The sequence below is a fragment of the Sphingomonas beigongshangi genome (assembly GCF_016820445.1).
In the GTDB taxonomy this organism is placed as follows: Bacteria; Pseudomonadota; Alphaproteobacteria; order Sphingomonadales; family Sphingomonadaceae; genus Sphingomonas; species Sphingomonas beigongshangi.
On record NZ_JADHDT010000008.1, the window covers coordinates 24051 to 41211 of the forward strand.

Here is a 17161-nt window from a genome sequence, read left to right on the forward strand (position 1 = left end):
TCATCCTGCTTTAGAGCGAGGAATAGGACAGTATTTCTTGCCACTTTCATTGTGACGATTTTGTCACGCCCCGGCTACATTTTGAAGTATCAATTTAAAACCATATTGTAGGCTCCCGCATCCCCTGCGAATTTGCATGCGTGACCGGCCTTCGAAAGACCGGCGCACAGGCCCGCTCGTTCGCGAGCGTCGACCACAAAGGGGTATCTATGACGCAAAATCTTCGCTCCCGCCTGCTGACGACGACGTTGTTCGTCGGCGCGGCGCTGATCGCGACGCCCGCGATCGCGCAGACCGCACCTGCGACGCAGGAGACGCAGCAGAAAACCGACGATCCCAACGCACCGCCGCCCGCCCAGGAAGGCGGCGACATCGTCGTTACCGGTACGCTGATCAGCAACCCGAACCTCGTCTCGTCGAGCCCGGTCAACACCGTCTCCGAGAACGAGCTGACGCTGCGCAACACCAACAACGTCGAACAGATCATCCGCGAGCTGCCGGGCGCGGTTCCCGGCATCGGTTCGGCCGTGAACAACGGCACCGGTGGTTTCGCGACGATCAACCTGCGCAACCTCGGCTCGCAGCGTAACCTCGTCCTGCTCGACGGCGACCGCATCGTCCCCGCAGCAGCCGGCGGCACCGTCGACCTCAACAACATCCCGACCGCGCTGATCCAGCGCGTCGACGTGCTGACCGGTGGCGCCTCGACCACCTATGGCGCGGACGCGGTGTCGGGCGTCGCGAATTTCATCACCAAGAAGAACTTCGCCGGCATGGAGGCTCAGGCCAGCCAGCAGATCACCGAGCGTGGCGATTCCAACTATTTCACGGCCGACCTGACGATCGGCGCGAACTTCGGCGACGGCCGCGGCAACGCGGTGCTGAGCCTGGGTTATCAGGAAGCCGACCCCCTGTATCAGGGTGATCGCGACATCTCGATCTTCGGCATCGGTTCGGGCAACGGCGTTGCATCCGGCTCGTCGCCGACCTCGGTCCCGACGCGCATCGCGATCGCCGGCAACGACCTCCAGGTCAATCCGGCCGGCACCGCGCTCGTCCCGTTCTACAACGGCTTCAACTTCAATCCGTACAATATCTTCCAGACGCCGTTCAAGCGCTACAACATGTTCGCCCAGGCGAACTACGAGGTGAACGACAACCTCGAAGTGTACAGCCGCGGCATGTTCTCGAAGAACACGATCCAGCAGATCATCGCGCCGTCGGGCATCTTCGGCGAAGCGCTGACCATCCCCGGCAACAACCCCTATCTGCCCGCCGGCATCCGCGATCAGCTCTGCGCGCTCAACAACATCGCACTCGGCACCGCCTGCAACACCGCCACAGCCATCCAGCTGCCGGAGGTTTACCGCCGTTCGGTCGAACTCGGGCCGCGCATCTCGACGTACACGACGACGATGTTCGACTATAAGGCCGGCCTGCGCCTCCGCTTCTCGGAGCACGTCAAGCTCGACGTTTCGGGTGCCTATGGCGAGAGCGACCTGAACCAGACGCAGTCGGGTTACGTGCTGCGCAGCCGCGTGCAGCAGGCGCTCAACGCGACGAACACCACGACCTGCACGGTCACCACCAACGGCTGTGTTCCCGTGAACCTGTTTGGCCCGGCCGGATCAATCACCGCCGACCAGGCGAACTTCCTGAACGGCAAGAGCACCATTCAGATCCACACCGCGCTCTCGCAGGCGAAGGCGGTTCTGAACGGCGACTTCGGCACCACCTCGCCCTTCGCCAATGAGCCGATCGCCTTCGCGGCCGGTGGCGAATATCGCAAGTACACCTACACCCGCACGCCCGATGCCTATGCGCTGTCGCCGGGCGAGCTCGGCGGTGCCGGTGGTGCGGTGCTGCCCTTCGCCGGCAGCTACGACGTGCGCGAGGCGTTCGGCGAAATCATCGCGCCGCTCGTCGCCGACAAGCCGTTCTTCCACTCGCTGACGCTCGAGGCCGGCGTGCGCTACTCGAACTACAAGGTTCAGGCGGCGAACAATCCGACCTTCTCGGCGACGACCTACAAGTTCGGCGGCAGCTTCGAGCCCGTCCAGGAGATCAAGTTCCGCGGCAACTACCAGCGTGCGGTGCGCGCGCCCAACATCGCGGAGCTGTTCTCGCCCGTCACCACCGGTCTCGACAACCTGTCGCCGGGCCTCGACCCCTGCGTCGGCGCCAAGCCGCTGGCGAGCGCGAACCTCGCCCTCGCCTGCCGCAACCAGGGTGCGCCGGCCAACGTCATCGGCTCGATCGCCGAGCCGGCGTCGGGTCAGCCCAACGTCACCGGCGGCGGCAACCCGAACATCCTGCCGGAAAAGGCCGACACCTACACGGTGGGCGTCGTGATCCAGCCGCGTGGGATCGTCCCGGGCCTGAGCGTCGCGGTCGATTACTTCAACATCCGCGTGAACAATGCGATCACCGCGGCGACCCCGGCGGACATCCTGACGCAGTGCTTCGGGACCAACCCCGCAGCGATCACCGCGGCGCAGGCCGCGTCGGCCGCCTGCACCAGCATCCGCCGCAGCACGGCGACGGGTCGCCTCAGCGGCTCGAGCGCCACGGTCGCGGGCCTGCCGCAGCCGCTCACCAACCGCGGCCGCCTGCGCACCGACGGCATCGATCTCAACGCCAATTACGCGCGTGATTTCGGCGATGTCGGCCTGAACCTGAGCTTCCAGGGCACCTGGACCGCGCACAACTACTTCCGTGCGTCGGAAAGCGCGTACGATCGCGACTGCGTCGGCTATTACAGCACGAGCTGCTCGTCGATCCAGCCGGAGTTCCAGTGGAACCAGCGCACCAGCCTGACCTTCGGGCCGGGTACCTTCTCGGTGCTGTGGCGTCACATCGGCAAGGTCCGCTACGAGGCGCTGGCCCCGGATGCGACCGCGCGTCAGGTGACGACGCCGCTGTTCAGCGGTGTGGTGACGGGTCCGACCCCGCTCGCGGGCGGCACCTACAACTTCAACGAGATCAAGGCCTATAATTACATCGATCTCGCCGCGCAGGTCGAGGTGAACGAACACCTCACCTTCACGATGGGCGTGCGCAACCTGTTCGACAATAAGCCGCCTCTGGTGGGTTCGTCGGCCGGTTCGACCGCCTTCAACAGCGGCAACACCTATCCGTCGACCTACGACGTGCTGGGCCGCCTGTTCACCGTTTCGGGCAAGCTGCGCTTCTAAGGCGTCCGTCCCGACGGACATCTCGATTGGGGGCGGCCTGGCAGGGTCGCCCCTTTTTTTGTGTTTTCCATCCAGCCGTGCGAGCTTCGAACCGTCATGTCCGATCTCTCCCCCGCCGCCCAGCATCACGCTTCGCAGGCGCTGCTTGCGCGACAGCGCGGCGACGCCGCCGCGGAACGGACCGCGCTCGAGGCGGCGCTGGCCCATGCGCCCGACCATCCGCAACTGCTCAATGCAGCAGGCATGCGCGCCATGGCGGACGGCGATCTGGATGCGGCACTGGCACGGTTCGCCGCCGCGGCGGCGGCGGATGCGGCGCAGCCCACCTTATGGGTCAATCAGGCCACGGTGCATCGCATGCTCGGAGACGCATCCGGCGAGCGCTTCGCGCTGAATCAGGCGCTTTCGCTGGACCGGACGCATTTCACGGCGCTGCTGCGGTCGGCCGAATGGTACCAGCGCCACGGCGCCGCATCGGAGGCGGCGCAGGCCTGGGCGGGCATCGTCCAGATGGCGTCCGCGATGACCGAGCGCCCCCCCGCGATCGACGACGCCCTTGCGCGGGGGAGAGCCTTTCTCGCCGAGCACAACGCCGCTTTGGGTCGCGACATCGCCGCCGCGCTGCCCGACGCGCCGTCGCGCCGCATGGCGGCCTGCATCGACCATATGCTCGGACGTCGTGCGATCTACGCCAACCAGTGCGCAGGCGTTCACTTCCCATTCCTGCCCGCCGAGGAGTTCTTCGATCCGGCGCACTTCCCGTGGTTCGACGCGCTGGCCGCCAAGTCGGACGCGATCCGCGCGGAGGCGCTGGCGCTGATGGGGTCGGGCGATGCCGCCATCCGACCCTATGTCCGGCAGGAAGCCGGCACGCCAAACAACAAATGGTCGCCGCTGGACGGCAATACCGACTGGAGCGCCTGCTTCCTCTGGGAATATGGCATCCGCAACGAGGCGGTCTGCGCCCGCTGCCCGGAGACCGCCGCGGCGCTGGCGTCGATCCCCCAAACGAACATTCCCGGCAAGGCGCCGACCGCCTTCTTCTCGATCCTGAAGGCACATGCCCATATCCCGGCGCACACGGGGGTCACGAACACCCGCGCGATCGTGCACCTGCCGCTCGTCGTGCCGGAGCGCTGCCGCTTCCGCGTGGGCGGAGAGACGCGTGCCTGGCGCGAGGGAGAACCCTTCGCCTTCGACGACACGATCGAGCACGAGGCATGGAACGACAGCGATCAGCCCCGCGTCGTCCTGATCTTCGACGTCTGGAACCCGCACCTGACGCCCGACGAGCAGGTGCAGCTGCAGACGGTGTTCGCGGTGACCGGCGGCGGGTCCGTGCAACCCTGAACCGCCGATCACCACGCCATCATCAGAAGGCGATCCCCGCTGTCAGCAGGAAGCTGCGCGGCGGCAGATAGTTGAACTGGTCGAGCTGACCGTAGCCGGACTGGTATTTCGTCCCGTTGACCGTCACCGTCGGGGCGCCGGTCGACGCGGTCGCGATATTCGTGACCGCCCGGCTGTTGAACACGTTGGTGACCGTGACGCCCAGCTTCAGGCCACCCTCGATCTCCTGGCTGATCGCAAACTGGCCGATCGAATAGGGGCGGATGCGATACAGGCGGAAGCCGGGGCTGCCGTTATAGTCGCTGGCATATTGCGGGCCGGTATACTTCTGGTCGAACGAAAGGCGGAAACCGGCGCGTCGATAGATGAAGCCAGCCGCCGCGGTCGAGAAGGGTGCCTTGGCGATCTGCGCGCCGGTCTGCACGCTGTGCGCGTAATTGTAGGATCCGTTGCCGAACACGGTCAGCCCGCGGACGGGCATGACGCTGACCTGCCCCTCGACGCCCTTGTAACGGACCTGCCCCTGATTGATCAGCAGCGTCGTGTCGCAGCCGACCGTGGTGCAGGTGCCGATCTTGTTGTCAACGTTGATGATATAGCCATCGACGTCGAGCGACACGTAATCGCCGTGCCATACGCTGCCGACCTGGTAATTCGTCGTCGTCTGCGGCTTCAGCGCGTCGAGGGCGGTCGAAAGCTGGCCGGACGCGGAATAGAAGCTCGACAGGTCCGGTACGTACATCCCCTGCGCGTACTGGCCGTAGAAGGACCAGTTCTTCGCCACCAGCCAGTTGGCCGTGAGGAACGGCAGCGTCTTCGTCCACGTGGCGCTGGTGTCGAGCGGACTGCGCGTCTTCTGGTTGAGCAGCGCGTCGACGCCGCGGGTGAAGTGGACGTATTTGACGCCGGGCGTGATCGAGACGCCGTCGACCGGGCGCAGTTCGAGCTCGCCGAACAGCTGATACTGGTTCCACGTCGAATGCTGGACGAAGTTTATGTTGGCCTGGCTGATCGGCGGCAGCGTGCTGGTCGCCGCGGTGCCGAGGTTCGCCTTCTCGTTATAGCTGGGCAGGCCGGTGGTGCGGTCGAGGTCGAAATTGTGGCGGTCGGTATCGGCATGTTCGTACCAGCCGCCGACGCGCAGCTTGCCGAAGCCGAAATCATAGTCCGCCTGACCGATATAGCCGAGCACGCGGTATTTGTTGAGCTTGTCGTACCCCAGGATGTCGCTGGTGTTGACGACCGCCTTGTAGGGCGATGCCGCCGTCCCGGCCCCGCTAAAGCCGGTTATGACGTTGCCGGTGTTCCCCGACAATGTGTTGTTGGTGTAGCCATACATATAGGCGCGGTTGTCGAGCGACAGGCCGCCGCCGAGGTCGCTCTGCAGGCGGAGGTACGAGAAGTCCGTCGTCTTGTCGGTGCGATTGTATTTCCAGTAATCCTGCTTGGTCGGATCGTTGCCCAGACCGTAGTTGAGCCCGTACATGCCGACCTGCGACGTCGCAGAACAGCCGCGTCCCGTCAGCTGCGTCAGCGGCTGTCCATCCGCCCCCAGCGCGGTGGTCGTCGTCGCCTTCGGATTGGCGGCATTATAGGCGTCCGTCGCCGCGCTGCCGCAGGTCGTGCCCTTCAGCACGTCGGACTGATAATAATAATTGCGGTTCCAGCTGCTCATCACGGTCAGCGTGTTGCGCGCACCGACCGGCACGACCGCCTTGCCGAACAGGTTCTTCGATCCGACGGACGAATAGGTCAGCGCGCCGTTTGAAGTGAGATATTGGCCGGTGAGCACGATGCGCGTCCCCCCCAGCTTGTCGATGCTGCCGCTCTCGAACAGGCCGCGGGCGAGGAAGGTGCTCCAGTTGCCGACGATCGCTTCGGCGCGCGTCTCCGCATTGGTGGTCGCGGCGCGCGAGTACATGTTGATGTTGCCGCCGTAGCTTGCCTGGCCAAGCTGGCTGGCGTTGCCGGGGCCGCGATCGACGACGACCGTCTCGATCGTGTTGGACGGGAAGAAGGCCGTCGAATGGTGGGTCGGATTGTTGGTGTCGGCGAAGGGGATCGAGTCGTAGGTGACGTTGTATTCGCCGTCCTGAAAGCCCCGGATCGTCGCCTTCGTCTCACCCAGGCCATAGCCGTTACCCGCGCCCGAGATGGATACGCCGGGCGTGAGCGCGATCAGCTCGTTGACGTCGGCGGTGGCCGTCGTGTTTTCGATATAGTCGCGGCTGACCGCGGATTGCGGCTGCGTGGTCGTCAGCGAAGCCGTCAGCGGTGCGCTCTCCGCCGTCCGCGATCCCGTCACGATGATGTCCGACGTGGTCAGCGCCTGTTTGTCGTTCGCCTGCCCGGCCTGCGTAGCGCTGGTGGTCTGGTCGCTGCCCGGTGCGACCGCGGGCCGCGCGGCGGAATCGCCGGGATTGGCGTGGACGGCGGTCGGCAGGGCGCAGGCGGTGGCTGCGAGCAGGGCGGCGCGAAGGGTCGGGCGGGTCATGGCGGTTCCTTTCGAAAAGCAGGTTGGATCAGCGCTGCGCCAGTTCGCGGCGCGCGGCGGCGACCTGATCGGCGAGGCGCGGGTCGTGCAGCAGGTGATCGGCGACGAGGGTGCCGAGCGCGTGGCCGGCTTCGACGTCCGAGGGATAGTGGACGGCACAAATCTCGCGGCCGTCCGCATAGTCGCGGGCGCGTTCGAGCAGCGCGGGCGCCCGGTCGGGCATCAACTGCGCCAGCGTCCAGCCCGTCGACCAGGCGAAGGCGGCATGGCCGCTCGGGTAGCTGTCGTCCGTGCCGTTGCCGTTGTCGCAATGTGCCAGGCGCGGGTCGGCGACATAAGGCCGCGTGCGATGAAAATAGGCCTTGCCCGCGCGGACCACCGCACCCGTCTCCTGCTTGACGATCCGCAGCAGCGCGGTGGTAGCCGGCAGCGCCTGGAGGTCCCGCCCGGCGGCATCGTTGAACGCGTGCGGCGTCTTGTCCTTGCCGTCGCGCGCTGCCCGCGCAACGCGATCCGTCGACACAGCCGCGTGGAGCCTGCTGAGAAACCGCAGTTCCTCCGTCGCCACGACCGATCCCGGCGCTGGCGGCGGCGCGATCACCCGGTCGGGCGCAAAGGCACGGGCGTCGAGCAGACGCGGCGCCTCCTCCTCCGACGCGGCCCCGGCCGACACACCCATGCCCAGGACGCCGATCGCACAGGCGATCGGCGTCAGAATCCTGACGATCATGACAAGTCCCCCAGATGCCGATCAGCCCGATTCCTCGGACGGGCTGATCCGCTTCGGCTCGCCGGCTAGGCTTCGTCCGTGACGGAATGGTGACAGCGACGCGCCGTTCGGCCATCAACGCGCAACATTGCAAACTTAGAATGTTGGCATCAGCCCAGTGTCACATTCGGCGTGTCTGGGATCGATGTCGCCGCCGCGGGTCGCCCCGTCGCCGGACACCCTTCACCTCGTTCGATCAGGAATTCCGATGCGTCGCTGGCACCGTCTGCTTGCCCCCTGGTTCGCGCTGCTGCTGCTGATTCTCGCCGCGACCGGCATAGCGACACAGCTGACGTCGGTCTTCGATACGCCCGCGGCGCGCCCTGCGCCCGCCGCATCGACCCTGGCGGACGCCCCCTCCGCGCCGCCGAAGAAGACGCGTACCGCGCTCGGCTCCTGGAACCACTGGATCAAGAAGATCCATTCGGGCGAGGAGTTCGGCCCGGTCGGCATCGCGCTCAACCTCGCGGGAGGCGCGGCGCTCCTGTTCTTCGCGGGGTCCGGCCTGTGGATGTACATCGATATGTGGACGCGCCGTCGGCGGAGCCGCCGGGCACGACGCGACCGCCCGTGATGCGTCCTGCGACGCTCCGACGGCAAGGCGGTCAGACGGACGCGCGCGCCTGTGGAAGCCGGATCTCGACGGCCAGTCCGGGCGCCGCGTCGCGCAGCGCCAGATGGCCGTGATGGAAGCGGACGATCGCCTGGACGATCGCCAGGCCCAGGCCGCTTCCGCGCCGATCCGTGCTGGCGGCGCCCCGCTCGAAAGGCCGGGTCACGCGGACGCGATCTTCGGGCGCAAGCCCGGGTCCATCGTCGCGGACCGTCACCACGACGGTGTCGCCGTCGCGCGTCGCCGATAGTTCGGCCCGCGTACCGCGCGGCGCGTGCGTGGCGACGTTTTCCAACAGATTGACCAGCATCTGGTTGATGAGATCGGCGTCACCCTGCACGCAGGCGTCGTCGAGGCGGCCGATCGTCACCCTGCCGCCGCGATCCGCGAGCACGGGCTCCATCGTATCGGCGATGTCCTCCATCAGGGGACGCAGCGCCACCGTACCGACGGCGGTGGGATGCTGGCCGCTTTCGATCTCGGCAAGCCGCAGCAGCGCGTCGAAGATGCCGATGATCGCCGCGCACTCGCGCTCCGCCCGCTCGAACGTCGTCGCAAGAGTACGGCCGTCGTCGACGGTGCATGCGGCGCCGTCGCGCAGCGTCCCGCGCAACCGGGTCAGCGGCGAGCGCAGGTCGTGCGCCAGGTTGCTGGAGAACAGCCGTTGCGCGCGAACCAGATGTTCCATCCGGTCGAGCATGCGGTTGAGCGCCTCCGCCTGCGCGGCGAACATGCCGTCGAGATCGTCGGTGGGGATGCGACGGCTGAGATCGCCAGCCGCGATCGCGTCGGCCGCGCGCTGCGCCACCGCGAGACGCCGCGCGATGACATGCGCGAACAGCCACGTCGCGATGATGCCGAGCAGAGAGGCGACGAGCGAGATGGCCAGCACGACCTGCGGCAGCAGCGCACGCAGCGCGGTCGCCGCCTGGCTGCGCTGGACCACGACGAGCAGGCTGCCGCTGGGAAGGCGCGTCGCGAGCGCCCTGCCCTCCTGCACCGACACGCCGCCGCCGCGGAAGCGGACGATGGAGAGGCCGGGCGGCGGCACGGCGATGTCCAGCCGCCCGGCGATACGTCGCCCATCCGATCCGAACAGCACATAGGTCCGCTCGCTCAGCACCTTGCGCCGCTGCCAGTCTTCGATGCGCGCCGCCACCGCGGCGTCGGTCACCGGAGCGCCGCCGCCGAGCGCGAGATATTTGGCCGCGTGTTCGCGCAGCGACACGTCGATGCGGTGCGTCACCCAGCGCTCGGCGACGATGAAGCCGATCAGCCCGACCACCGCCATCGCGATCGCGAAGGCGATGCCGACCCGCACGGCGAGGCGGCCGACGCGCGGCGACGGCGATGCGACCCGCGTCAGGCGCACCGCTCCGACCGGAGCACGTAGCCCGCGCCCCGCTGCGTCTCGATCGGGTCGCAGCCAAGGCCGATGAGCGCGGTGCGCAGCCGGCTCATGTTGCTTTCGACGATGTTGGTGGTCGGCGCGAAGGAATAGCCCCAGACCCCCTCCAGCAGCATCGAGCGCGTGATCAGCCGGTCCGCATTCCGCATGAGGTGGGCCAGCAGCGAATATTGCTTGCGATTGAGCACGATCGACGCGTCGCGGAACCAGGCCTGATGGCCGCTCGGGTCGAGGTGCAGACGTCCCACCTGCAGCCGCGCGCCTTCGGACCGGCCGCCGCGCCGCCGCGCGATCGAGGCGACGCGCGCGGCGAGTTCGTCCATGTCGAACGGCTTGGCGAGATAGTCGTCGGCCCCGGTTTCCAGCCCTTCGATGCGGTCCTTCACCGACCCCAGCGCGCTGAGCATCAGGATCGGCGTCGCATGCCCCTCGCGGCGGACATGGTCGATCACCGACAGGCCCGTGATGTCGGGCAGCATGCGATCGAGCACCATCGCATCGCACGCCTCTTCGCGCAGCAGGCGTATCGCCTCGGACCCGGTCGTCGCCAGCCGCGCCGCATGGCCGACGCGCGTCAGCCCCGCGACGATCTGTTCGCCGATGATCGGATCGTCCTCCACGACCAGCAACTGCATGACGTCCCCCCGTTCCGGCCGTTTCGATGCCCGAACTCCATGACAGTTCGATGGCGGTCGCCGTTGCGCGTGCTGCCCGGCCGCGCCCGGGGTGCGATCCAGCAAGGCTGGATCGGCGCGATATCGGCCTTCACCCCAGCCGGGTGGGGGGAAGGCCGGTACCGCTTCCACGCGCGGGGATCACACTCTAGGCTGCATGCCAGGCGCGACGTATCGAACGCGCGGACCAAGGAGATCGCCGATGTTGCTCGCCCTCGTCATGCTGCAGGCCACGACGCTCGGCGCGACCAACTATGCCGCCGATCAGCCGATCGCGGCGCCGGCCCGCGCGCCCGACTTCGCCGACGAATTCGCCGGAAACGCCGTCGATAGCGCCAATTGGCGGTTCGACACGTCGCACAACCGGGCCGGCTGGCCCAATCACGAGCTCGAATATTACGGTCCGGACAATGCGCGGGTCGTCGGCGGGGCGCTGGAGATCGTCGCCCGCCGGGAGCGGCCGGACAAGCCGGATGCCGGCGGACAGGCCTATACGTCGGCTCGCATGGTGAGCCGGCGGGACTTCGGCTACGGTTTCTACCAGATCCGGGCGCAGTTGCCGTGCGGGCGCGGCACATGGCCGGCGATCTGGCTGCTGCCCGATCAGGGACCATGGCCCGCCAAGGGCGAGATCGACATCATGGAAATGGTCGGCTGGAATCCCAACGTCGTTCACGCCACCGTCCACAGCGCGAAGTTCAATCATGTCCTGAAGACGCAACGCGGCGCGGAGAGGCCGGTGCCGACGGCGTGCACCGCGTGGCACGACTATCAGCTCGATTGGCGTCCCGACGCGATCCTGATCGGCGTCGACGGCCGCGCCTATATGCGCGTCGCCAACGACCAGCCAGGCGGCGCCGCGGCATGGCCGTTCGACAAGCCGTTCAAGATGATCCTCAATCTGGCGGTGGGTGGCGACTGGGGCGGGGCGAAAGGTGTCGACGACGCCGCGCTCCCGCAGATGATGCGCGTCGATTACGTGCGCTACTGGAAGCGGTAGGACGGCCCCCTCGCCGCCTCCCGTCTTCCGGGGGCGGCGGATGCCGTCGACGTCCGCCCCCCTTCTGCCTCAATCGCTCAACGGCGCCGCATCAAGGCTTCATCGTCTGCGGCTCCAGCGTCGCGGTGGCGACCATCGTCCGGTCGGTCGCGTCGCGGGCCAGCGCCACGCGATAGGTGCCTCCCGCGATCCGCCAGCCCGGCAGTGCCGTGTCATAGTCGGCAACGATGCGCGGCTCGGCGGTCAGCGTGATCCGCCGCGTCTCGCCCGGCTTCAGTTCGATCCTCCGGAAGCCCGCGAGCCGCATCGGTGCGCCGCTGCCGTCGCGAGCGACATACATCTGCGGCACGTCGGCGCCCGCGCGCTTGCCGGTGTTCACCACGTCGAAGGTGACGCTGAGCGTGCGTCCGCCCGTCACCTGCGGATTGCGATAGGCGAATTGCGTGTAGCTGAGCCCGTGCCCGAACGGGAACATCGGCTTCAGGCCCTTCTTCTCGTACCAGCGGTAGCCGACGTCGGCGCCCTCGACATAGTCGACCGGAAAGCTTTCCTGCACGTAGCGCGCGGCATTCGCCGGATCGGCGGCCGCCGACGCTTCGAGGGCGTTGAGCCGGTCGAGCCCGACCGGACGCGAGCGGGGCGGCTGCGACGCATTGGCGGGAAAGGTGATCGGCAGGCGGCCGGACGGGTTGATCCGACCGCTGAGGATTCCCGCCAGCGCCTCGCCACCGCGCTGACCCGGATACCAGGCCTGGATGACCGCCGGTACCTTGGCCAGCCACGGCATCAGCACGGGGCCGCCCGTCTCCATCACCGCGACGGTATGCGGCTGGGCGGTGGCGATCGCGGTGATCAGCGCGTCCTGCTGATCCGGCAGGTTGAGGTTGGGGACGTCCTGCGCCTCGCTGGTCCATTGCGTCGCGAAGACGATCGCGAGGTCCGCCGCCTTCGCCGCATCGACCGTGGCGTTGAGGTTCCGCCCGTCGATCCAGTCGATCCGCACGCCGGGCAGGGCCTTGCGCAGCGCCAGCAGCGGCGACGAGGCGTGGTAGGTGATGCGGGCGAACGACGCGGAAGCGCCGGTCGCGAGCGGGATTTCCACCGGCGCGCCGCCGACGGAGCGCACCTGGCTCGAGCCGCCGCCCGACAGCACACCGACATCGGCGTTGCCGCCGATGACGACGATGCGCTTCGCGCTCCTTGCGATGGGCAGCAGGTCGCCGTCGTTCTTGAGCAGCACGATCCCCGCTTCCGCCGCGCGCTGCGCGACCTCGGCATGGGCCGCATAATCCGGCGTCACCGCGCGCGCCGGCATCGCGGCGGCGAACGCGCCCGTTTCGATCAGCCCGGTCAGGTAGCGCGCGACCATGTCGTCGAGGCGCGCGAGCGGCACCTGCCCCTTCTCGACCGCATCCTTGAGCGGCGCGGCGAAATAGATCGCCTTGTCGAGTTCCTGGCCCGACTCCTGGTCGAGCCCCGCGTTCGCCGCCTTGGCAGTGGAATGGACCGCGCCCCAGTCGCTCATCACCCAGCCGCGATGGCCCCAGTCGCGCTTGAGCACGTCCGTCAGCAGATGGCGGTTCTCGCACGACCAGTCGCCGTTGACCTTGTTGTAGGCGCACATGACGGAGCCGGGATTGCCGCGCTCGACCGCAATCTGGAAGGCGAGCAGATCGCTCATCCGCAGCGCGGCCTCCCCGATCCGCGCGTCGACGACGTTGCGGCCGGTCTCCTGCGCATTGAGCGCGTAATGCTTGATCGTCGAGACGATGCGGTTCGACTGGACGCCGGCGATATGCTCGCCGGCCAGCGTTCCGGCGAGCAGGGGATCCTCGCCCAGATATTCGAAATTGCGGCCGTTCCACGGATCGCGCGTCAGGTTGACGCCACCCGCCAGCAGGACGTTGAACCTCTTGTCACGGGCCTCGGCGCCGATCATCGCGCCGCCCGCATGCGCGATCGCGGGATCGAAGCTGGCGGCGGTGGCAAGGCCGGACGGCAACGCGGTCGCGACGTCCCCCTTGCGCTGTTCGACCTGATTGGCGACGCCGAGCGAGGCATCGCTCTCGCGCACCAGCGGGATGCCGAGGCGGGGAATACCATCGACATGGCCCGCCGACGGGATCAGCTCGTTGGCGGTCTTGCCCGCCGCCATCGGCGGAAACAGGCCGTGCACCAGCGCGATCTTCTCATCGAGCGTCATCCGCGCGACCAGCCGGTCGGCGCGGGCCCGTGCATCGGCCGGGCTCACCGCCGCGCCGGCGCGATCCTGCTGCGGCGGCGCCGCCGTGACCGCGCCCGCACCACCGATCGCGATCGCAAGCATCGCCCCAGCGCCCAAAGCCTTGTATCGCCTCGTGTTCATCGCGTTCCTCCCCTGCCCGCCGTCGTTCCAGCGGTGACGTTTCCGGGCCTTTCAAGCATATCGGGTGAACGTTCACAACCTTTGTAACTCAGCCACAAACGCGGCTTGACAGCGGTTTTGAGTTGCGCGAAGTGAACGTTCTCAAGAAGCGCGGCGGAACCGCGCCTTTGTCTATTGGGGAGGATCTCATGCGCAGCGTACGTGCTCGCCTGCTTTCGAATTTCGCCATCGGTGCATCGACCCTGGCCTTTGCGATACCCGCGACCGCCAGCGCGCAGGATGCGGCGGCGACCGTCGGCCAGCCCGGCCCGTCGCAGACCGATCCGCAACCCTCGCCGCAGACCGGCGACGCCGGCCAGGGCGACGGCGATATCGTCGTCACCGGCATCCGCGCCAGCTTGCGCGAGTCGATTGACCTGAAGCGCAACGCGCAAGGTATCGTCGACGCGATCAGCGCCGAGGACATGGGCAAGTTCCCCGACACCAACCTGGCCGAATCGCTGCAGCGCATTACCGGCGTGTCGATCGACCGCTCCAACGGCGAGGGCCAGTTCGTCACGGTCCGCGGTTTCGGCCCCGAATACAATCTGGTCACGCTCAACGGGCGGCAGATGCCGACCTCGTTCATCGGCGACGGCAACAGCGCGCCAGGATCGCGCTCGTTCGACTTCGCCAATATCGCGTCGGAAGGCGTCGCGGCGCTCGAGGTCTACAAGTCCGGACGCGCGACGGTGCCGTCGGGCGGCATCGGCTCGACGATCAACATCCGCACCCCGCGCCCGTTCGACAAGACGGGCCTGCGCGGCTCGATCGCGGCGCGCGGCGTGATCGACACGTCGCAGAACGGCCACAAGGACATCACGCCCGAAGTGTCGGGCATCATCTCCGACACCTTCGCCGACGACCGGATCGGCATCCTCATCACCGGCGCCTACCAGCGGCGCAACTTCAGCGCGAACCAGGCGAACATCGGGTGGCGCGACGGCTATCTGGGCAACGAGAACAACTGGGGTTCGCTCGCGCAACCGGGCGACCCGCGCTACGCCAACATCACCAACCGCCCCAAGGCGACCGACGTCTACCAGGTGCCGCAGAACGGCGGCTACGACGTGGTCAACGGCCGGCGCGAACGCATCAACGGCCAGGCGGTGCTGCAATTCCGTCCGATCGACAGCGTGACCGCGACGATCGACTATACCTATTCGCGCAACACGATCGATATCCGCGATAACAGCGTCGGCATCTGGTACAATCATAACGACACGGTCAGTGCCTGGACCGACGGTCCGGTCGCGGGACCGATCTTCTACACCGAGCGGTTCGGCGCCGGCGAGACCAAGGACCTCGCCTATTCCGCCTCGCAGACGGCGGTGCGCAACGAGAACAAGTCGCTGGGCGGCAACATCACCTGGGACGCGCCGGGTGGCGTCACCATGTCGCTGGACGCGCATCACTCGACGGCGGAATCGAAGCCCAACAGCCCCTACGGCAACAGCAACTCGTTCGGTACGGCGGTCTTCGGCATCCAAAGCCAGACCATCAATTTCGATCACGATCTGCCGGTGCTGTCCTACACCATGTACCCGGGCATCGATGCGCTGAATCCGGCGAACATCGTGCCGACCGGCAACGCGTTCCGCAATTCCTACTTCCGCGACGAGATCAACCAGGTGCAGGTCCGCGGCCATTACGACAATGGCCATGGCTTCATGGACAGCCTCGACTGGGGCGTCGAATATACCGACAACAAGGTGCGTTCGGCCTATAGCGTGCTGCAGAACGACACCTGGGGCGGCGCTGGCGGCAGCACCCCCGCGCAGCGCGCGGCCGCGGCGGCGCTGCTGCCCGACAACATCTTCCAGCTGACCAGCATTCCCGACAAGTTCGCCGGGATCAGCGGCGCGAACGACCCGAACATCATCAAGTCGTTCTTCACCTTCGACCTGCCGACCGCGCTGGCATTGACCGACAAGGCCTATCAGACGTGCGGCGGCAATCTGCAGTGCCTGCTCCCCTACACCACCGACTCGCGCGTGCGCGAGAAGACCGTCGCGCCCTATTTCCAGTTTAACGGCAAGTTCGACCTGTTCTCGCGCCCCGGTCACCTGATCGCAGGCGTCCGCTACGAGAATACCGACGTCTCGGCGAGCGCCCTGGTCCCGACGCCCGTCGGCGGCCAGCAGAACTCGCAGAACGAATTCAACGTGCTGTTCCAGGGCAGCGGCTTCACGACCTTCAAGGGCAGCTACCACAACTGGCTGCCGGCGGTCGACTTCGACGTGTCGCCGCTGGAGAACGTCAAGCTGCGCGCATCGTACAGCCACACGATCACCCGCGCCGATTACGGCAGCCTGCAGGGCGGTCGACGGATCGACCAGCTGTTCCGCGTCGGCGGCGGCACCGGATCGGTCGGCAATCCGAACCTGATCCCGTACAAGTCCAAGAACATCGACCTGTCGGCCGAATGGTATTACACCAAGGACAGCTATTTCTCGGTCGGCTATTTCCACAAGGACGTGTCGAACTACATCGGCCAGACCCAGATCAACACGACCATCCCTAACGTCGCCTCGCCGACCACGACCATCAACGGCGTGACCTATAACGGGCCGCGCTATCAGGCGGCGATCAACGCGCCGGGATATGACGGTACCTTCGCCTTCATCCAGAACTATTATATCCGGAACTTCCCGGCCTATGTCGGCAAGAACGGCGTCTTGCTCGCCGGTCCTGGCGATCCGCTGGCCAACTTCGTCATTACGACGCCGTTCAACAGCAATCAGACCGCGGCGGTCGACGGCTTCGAATTCGCGCTGCAGCACAATTTCTGGAACACCGGCTTCGGCACGATCCTGAACTACACGATCGTCAACGGTAACCGGAAGTATAACAACGCATTGCCGGCCACCGTGTCGCAGTTCGCGATCGTCGGCCTGTCGGATAGTGCCAACGCCGTCCTGTTCTTCGACAAATACGGCATCAATGCCCGCGCCGCCTACAACTGGCGCAAGGGATATCTGGCGGGTTCGGGCATCAACCCGACCTATATCAACACCTACGGTCAGCTCGACGCGAGCGCCAGCTATGCGATAACCCCGATGATCACCATCTTCGCGGAGGGGATCAACGTGCTGGGCGAGGATCGCGGCGGGCATCTGCGCTCCGACCGCAACATAACCTTCGTGACGAAGCAGGACGCGCGCTATTCCGCGGGCGTGCGCTTCACCTTCTGACGCATCGCTTAAGGCCAGCCTTCGACGAGAAGGCTGGCTTTTTGCGTCCGGCGGCGGCACG

The 17161-nt window shown here is 66.8% G+C and carries 10 protein-coding genes; 5 read left to right on the forward strand and 5 right to left on the reverse strand.

Annotated features, from left to right (window positions below; all coding sequences use genetic code 11):
* Positions 1 to 209: 209 nt before the first annotated feature.
* Together IQ292_RS14715 and IQ292_RS14720 are read left to right on the forward strand one after the other, a co-directional pair.
* Positions 210 to 3194, forward strand: a complete 2985-nt coding sequence (locus IQ292_RS14715; protein ID WP_203311080.1) for a TonB-dependent receptor plug domain-containing protein — start codon at positions 210 to 212, stop codon at positions 3192 to 3194.
* Between the two features lie 96 nt (positions 3195 to 3290).
* Entirely contained in the window at positions 3291 to 4544 is a 1254-nt protein-coding gene (locus IQ292_RS14720) for an aspartyl/asparaginyl beta-hydroxylase domain-containing protein (RefSeq protein WP_203311081.1), read from the forward strand.
* Positions 4545 to 4566: 22 nt separating this feature from the next.
* Here IQ292_RS14720 and IQ292_RS14725 read toward each other — a convergent pair whose 3' ends face one another.
* Positions 4567 to 7038, reverse strand: a complete 2472-nt coding sequence (locus IQ292_RS14725) for a TonB-dependent receptor (RefSeq protein ID WP_203311082.1) — start codon at positions 7036 to 7038, stop codon at positions 4567 to 4569.
* Positions 7039 to 7066: 28 nt separating this feature from the next.
* Entirely contained in the window at positions 7067 to 7768 is a 702-nt protein-coding gene (locus tag IQ292_RS14730; protein ID WP_238941131.1) for a phosphatase PAP2 family protein, read from the reverse strand.
* A gap of 247 nt (positions 7769 to 8015) precedes the next feature.
* Between IQ292_RS14730 and IQ292_RS14735 the strand changes: the two genes are divergently transcribed.
* Positions 8016 to 8381 carry a PepSY domain-containing protein gene (locus tag IQ292_RS14735; RefSeq protein ID WP_203311083.1) on the forward strand — a complete coding sequence of 122 codons (366 nt, stop codon included), beginning with the start codon at positions 8016 to 8018 and terminating at the stop codon, positions 8379 to 8381.
* A gap of 31 nt (positions 8382 to 8412) precedes the next feature.
* Here the strand turns inward: IQ292_RS14735 and IQ292_RS14740 are convergent, their stop codons facing one another.
* Positions 8413 to 9792 (reverse strand): HAMP domain-containing sensor histidine kinase, encoded by a 1380-nt coding sequence (locus tag IQ292_RS14740; RefSeq protein ID WP_338057641.1) that lies wholly within the window; start codon positions 9790 to 9792, stop codon positions 8413 to 8415.
* The gene (locus tag IQ292_RS14745) at positions 9783 to 10463 is read right to left on the reverse strand and encodes a response regulator transcription factor (protein WP_203311084.1); all 681 of its coding nucleotides are present in this window, start codon (positions 10461 to 10463) and stop codon (positions 9783 to 9785) included. Before IQ292_RS14745 ends, IQ292_RS14740 begins: the two co-directional genes overlap by 10 nt.
* A 241-nt stretch (positions 10464 to 10704) precedes the next feature.
* Between IQ292_RS14745 and IQ292_RS14750 the strand changes: the two genes are divergently transcribed.
* Positions 10705 to 11502 carry a glycoside hydrolase family 16 protein gene (locus IQ292_RS14750; protein WP_203311085.1) on the forward strand — a complete coding sequence of 266 codons (798 nt, stop codon included), beginning with the start codon at positions 10705 to 10707 and terminating at the stop codon, positions 11500 to 11502.
* Between the two features lie 91 nt (positions 11503 to 11593).
* On the opposite strand, the gene IQ292_RS14755 is transcribed toward IQ292_RS14750, so the two are convergent.
* On the reverse strand, positions 11594 to 13867 hold the full coding sequence (locus tag IQ292_RS14755) for a beta-glucosidase (RefSeq protein ID WP_238941132.1): 2274 nt from the start codon (positions 13865 to 13867) through the stop codon (positions 11594 to 11596).
* 188 nt (positions 13868 to 14055) lie between these two features.
* On the opposite strand from IQ292_RS14755, the gene IQ292_RS14760 reads away from it, so the two are divergent.
* Positions 14056 to 17100: a TonB-dependent receptor gene (locus tag IQ292_RS14760; RefSeq protein WP_203311086.1), complete on the forward strand. Its 3045-nt coding sequence runs from the start codon at positions 14056 to 14058 to the stop codon at positions 17098 to 17100.
* Positions 17101 to 17161: the final 61 nt, after the last annotated feature.